General features: G+C 65.6%; 1 protein-coding gene. It reads left to right on the top strand.

Annotated elements, in window-relative coordinates; genetic code table 11:
• Window positions 1–215 precede the first annotated feature (215 nt).
• The coding region (locus ACRDSQ_RS22345; protein ID WP_431423767.1) for an RHS repeat domain-containing protein at window positions 216–5,746 on the top strand (5,531 nt) is incomplete at its 3' end.

Raw genomic sequence — 5,746 nt, 5'->3', positions numbered from 1 at the left:
TGCGAGGCCAACACACCCAACCCCACCCGATCCACCAGCCGATCACCGGACTTCACCTTCACCTGACCACGCCTGGGCACAACCAGACACTACACGATCAAGCACTAAGTTCCTGGTATTGGGTCCCCGCCGCGCCGGATAACGAGATCGCGAAGAAGGCGATCACCGCGCCGGAGACGGCGCGGTGGCCGGCTCCGGGACGGACCCAGGTCGATTTGGCGCACCCTGCCGCCGCCAAGTCCGTGGTCACGGCTGGCCGGTCGGCGAGGGCGGCCACCGGCACGGGCAAGGTCGACATCGAGGTGCTCGACATCGCCGCCGCGCAGGCGGCGGGTGTTGCGGGTGTGCTGGTCAAGGTATCGAGTGTCGATGCGTCGGGACCGGTGTCTATCGGGCTGGACTACTCCGGTTTCGCCTCAGCGTTCGGAGGTGACTACGGCCAACGTCTGCGGTTCGCCCAACTCTCGGCGTGCGCGCTGGTCACGCCGGACAAGCCGGAGTGTCGAGCGGGTACGCCGCTCGGGTCCACGAACTCCGCAAAGGACAAGCGCCTGACCGCGGAGGTGGATCTGCGGGTTGCCTCAGGCACCGCTGAGCGTGGGTCGGCGACCGATGCTGTGCTGCTGGCCGTCACGACGACCCCGGAGGGCGGCGGCGGCGACTACAAGGCGACGTCTCTGACCCCAGCGGGGTCGTGGACCGCGGGCGGTTCTGGTGGCGCGTTCTCCTACAACTATCCGCTGCGGGTCCCACCGATGTACGGCGGTCAGGGACCGTCGGTCGGCCTCGGCTACTCGAGCGGGGCCGTCGACGGACGGACCTCGGCTACGAACAACCAGGCCTCCTGGATCGGTGACGGCTGGGACCTGTGGCCGGGCTATGTGGAACGCCGGTACAAGAGCTGCGGTGAGGACCTGGGCGGCAGCAACGGCCAGACCAAGACCGGCGACCTCTGCTATGCCACCGACAACGCCACCCTCATGATTGACGGATCGTCAACCGAACTGGTCAAGGGTGCGGCAGGCTGGAAGCTCAAGGACGACGACGGGTCGAAGATCGAACGGCTGACCGGTGCGGTCAACGGCGACAACGACGGCGAACACTGGAAACTCACCAAGACCGACGGCACCCAGTACTTCCTCGGGATGAACAGGCTCCCCGGTTGGGCTGCGGGCAATCCGGAGACCAAGTCCGCCTGGACCGTCCCGGTGTTCGGCAACAACACCGGCGAGCCATGCGCGCAGGCCACGTTCGATGCTTCGTGGTGCCAGCAGGCGTATCGCTGGAACCTCGACTACATCATCGACCCGCGCGGCAACGTCACCACCTATTCCTACGAGCAGGAGATCAACCACTACGCCCGCAACCTCAACCTCGCGAACACCACCCCCTATGTTCGCGGCGGTTGGCTCAAGCAGATGTCCTACGGCCTGCGTGGTGGCGCGCTGTTCGCACAGCCGCCGGCCTGGGTGAGTCTCGACGTCGCCGAGCGGTGCATCGTCACCCAGACTTTCGCCTGCCAGCCCTCCCAACTGACCGCCGCGACTGCCGCGTCGTGGCCGGATGTGCCGTTCGATCAGCTCTGCGATGCTGGCCAGCAGTGCACCAGCCGGTACTCGCCGACGTTCTTCACACGCAAGCGGCTGCAGGCCGTGACCACCCGCATGTGGAACGGGTCTGCCAAGGACGTCGACCGGTGGACACTCAATCACCTGTTCCCCGGGACCGGTGACGGCCAGGCGCCGAGCCTGTGGCTGCAGTCGATCACCCATGCCGGTGTGGCCAACGGCGAAACGATCACCCTGCCGGACACTGTGTTCGACGGCGTCGCGCTGGCGAACCGGGTCGCCGAGACCGACGGCTACCTCCCGATCACCCGGCACCGGCTGTACAAGGTGACCAACGAGACCGGCGGCACCACGTTCGTGACCTACTCTGATCGGGACTGCCAGGTCGGCGTGAAGATGCCCGCGAACCCGGAGTCCAATGGCCACCGCTGCTTCCCGCAGTGGTGGACGCCGCCGAACCACACCGAGCCCCGTCTGGACTGGTTCCACAAGTACGTTGTCACCGGCATCAACGAGGGCGACCGACTTGGCGACTCCCCGGACATCCTGACCCGATACGACTACATCGGCGACGGTGCCTGGCACTTCGACGACAACGATCTCGCCAAGCCCGAACGCCGCACGTGGAGTCAATGGCGCGGATACGCGAAGGTCAAGACCATCAAGGGTGGCGCGGGACAGACCCAGAGCGTCAACGAGAACCTGTATCTGCGCGGCATGGACGGGGACAAACTTCCCAATGCCGGCACCCGCGATGTCTGGGTGCAGGACAGCACCGGCGGCAGCGTCGAAGACCACAACCGGCTGCAAGGGTTCCTCCGCGAATCCCTCACCTACAACAACGGCGTCGTAGCGGAGGGCTCGGTCAGCGACCCGTGGCTGTCGGGGCCGACCGCCACGAATGGTGAGAAGCAGGCGTTCCTTGTCGGCTCCGGCGCGAACCGGGCCCGCACACTGCTCGATGGCGGCGTTTGGCGCAACACCGAGGTCAAGACGACGTTCAATGCCGAGGGCATTCCCACCCAAGCTGAAGACCTCGGCGACACCTCTGTGACCGGCGACGAAAAGTGCGCACGCACCCAGTACGCCCGCAACGACGCGGCCTGGATGATCACCTATCCGAAGAGCGTCCAGACCACGTCGCAGTTGTGCGGTGTCGCCGCGTCGTCGACGAATATCCTGTCCGAGGCCCGAACCTCCTACGACAACGCCGCCTGGGGCGTCGCACCGACCCGCGGTGATGTGACCAAGGCCGAGCAGTTGGACAAGTGGGACGGCGCCGGCCAGTCATTCGTCACGGTCAATACCGCGACCTACGACTCCATCGGCCGCGTAGTCGACTCCTTCGACGCCAACAACAACAAGACCACCACCGCCTACACCCCAACCACCGGTATAACCACCCAGGTCGCCGTTACCAACCCGCGCGCCAAGGTCTCGACCAGCACACTCGATCCAAGCTGGGGTTTGCCAGTCAACACCGTCGACGTCACCGGCGCCTCGGTGGACATGTCCTACGACGCTCTCGGCCGGCTCAAAGGGGTGTGGAAGCCGGGACGGCCCAAGTCCTCCGGTGTCGGCGCCGACATGGTCTTTGACTACCAAGTCCGCAATAACGCGCCGACGGTGGTCACGACCAAGACCCTCGCGGGCGGCTACGTCACCAACCACACGCTCTACGACGGACTTATGCGAGTGCGGCAAACCCAAGCCGATGACCTCGCGGGCAAGGGCGGCCGCGTCCTGACCGACACCGTCTACGACTCGCGCGGCCTCGCCCCGTACAGCAACGCCGCCTACTGGAACAGGTCCGCGCCCTCAACGACGGTGTATGGCGTGGCCGGAGTGGATGTGCCACGCCAGAGTGTCACCGAATTCGACGGCATGGCACGTCCCACCAAATCGATCTTCAAGTCCCGCGACGTTGAACAGTGGCGAACCACCACCACCTACGGCGGCGACCGCATCAACGTCACGCCCCCGGCCGGAGCCACCCCGACCACCACGATCACCAATGCGCAGGGCCAGGTCACCGAACGCCGCCAGTACCACGGTGCAACCGCGGCAGGCCCCTATGACGCAACCTTCTATACCCACACGAAGGCCGGTGCTCTCGAGACCGTGACCGACGCCGCCGGGAACCTGTGGCGCTACGGCTACGACCTGCGCGGCCGCCAGATCCAGGCCGTGGACCCCGACCGGGGAACGACGACTTCGACCTACGACAAAGCCGGGCAGCTGCTCACCACGACCGACGCCCGGGCCAAGACGCTCGCCTTCACCTACGACAACCTCGGCCGCAAGACCGGCATGTTCGAAGGTTCCGTCACCGGCACCAAACTCGCCGAATGGGTCTTCGACACCGTGCGCGAGGGCCTGCCCACCTCGGCGACCCGATTCGTCAACGGGCACGGCTACAAGACCGGCGTATCCAAGTACGACGTCGCGAACCGGCCGCTGACCAGCTACATCACTGTCCCGTCGGCTGCCGAGGGTGTTGAACTGGGCAAGACCTACACGTTCAAAACGAGCTACAGCGAAATCGGTCAGGTCAGGGATGTGCTGGCCCCGGCCGCCGGTGGGCTTCCCGCTGAGTTCGTGAGCCACCAATACAACACCCAGGGAATGTTGCAGCAGACCTACGGTATCCACGCCGCGGGTACCGACATGTTCGTCAACAGGAGCACCTATTCCGAATACGGCGAGCCGCTCCAATTCGTCTATGGCAGTGATGACGTCGCCTATCCACGCAACGTCGACGTCACCCACTACTACGACGAAGCCACTCGCCGCCACGCCCGCCAACTAGTCGGACGCGAAACCCAAACCAACTACTGGGTGACCGACAAGAACTACACGCGCGACCCCGCCGGCAACATCACCAAGATCGCGGACACCCCCGGGGGCGGGACCGCCGACATCCAGTGCTTCACCCACGACTATCTGCGTCGTCTCACCGAGGCCTGGACCCCCAACACGGACAACTGCGCCACTGCGCCGGCTGTCGGCTCGCTCGGTGGTCCCGCGCCTTACTGGAGCAGTTACCGGTTTGACAAGGTCGGTAACCGCACCACTGAGACCCGGCACAGTGCCGCCGGCGACACCACCCGCGCCTACACCTATCCGGCAGCCGGGCAATCCAAGCCGCACGCCGTCAGTTCTGTTCGGACGACCGAACCCGGCGGCACCACCCGTACGGACGCCTACGGCTACGACAACATCGGCAACACCACCAGTCGCAACCTCGCTGGCGCGACGCAAACCCTGGAGTACGACGCCGAAGGCCGTACCAGCAAAGTCACCGAAGCCGGCGGCGCCGCCAGCACATACGTCTATGACGCCGCCGGTTCCCGGCTGATCAAGCGTGAACCGGGCGCCACCACCGTGTTCCTGCCGGGGATGGAACTGCGCCTCGATACCGCTACCCGCGAGGTCGCGGGTACCCGCTTCTACGGCCACGGCGGCAGCACGGTGGCGATCCGGAAGGGCGCCACCGCCCTCACCTGGAAGATCAACGACCACCAGGGCACCAGCACCGTCACCGTCGCTGAGGCCAACCTCGCCGTAACCACCCGCCGCCAGGATCCCTACGGCAACCCCCGCGGCACGGTTTCGGTCTGGCCCGACACCAAGGGCTTCGTCGGCGGCACCAAGGACACCAGCGGCCTCACCCGAATCGGGGCCCGCGACTACGACCCCAGCACCGGCCGATTCCTCACCATCGACCCCATCATGGATCTGGGCGACCCACAACAATGGAATCCCTACACCTACGCCAACGGCAGCCCGATCACCTTTAGCGACCCCACCGGCCTCTGGTGCGACAGCTGCAACGGTGGCGACGGATGGCCCACCGAACATGGATACATCCCCAGCAAAGTCAACGCCGAGGGCCGCCAGGTTGCGGATGTCGCCAAACCAGGCGGGAAGAATATCTCCAAACGACACTTTGACCACGAGGGACGCCCCTACAAGGGGAGCGAACGCATGCTGGATCCCATCGCTGGGTACAGCGACCCCCTATGCGGCACATTCTGCGGAATTGTCGGCGGGTTGGTCATCGGCTTCGCGATAGCTGCAGCATGCGGAACCAGTCCAATCGGTGTTATTGCCTGCGGAGCGATCGCGGGGGCCGCTGGCGGCGCGGTAAGCGAGGGATCTCAAGGGCGAGACCCGGT

This window comes from Actinokineospora sp. (assembly GCF_050699995.1).
Lineage (GTDB): Bacteria > Actinomycetota > Actinomycetes > Mycobacteriales > Pseudonocardiaceae > Actinokineospora.
This window is presented reverse-complemented; position numbering and strand designations above follow the sequence as displayed.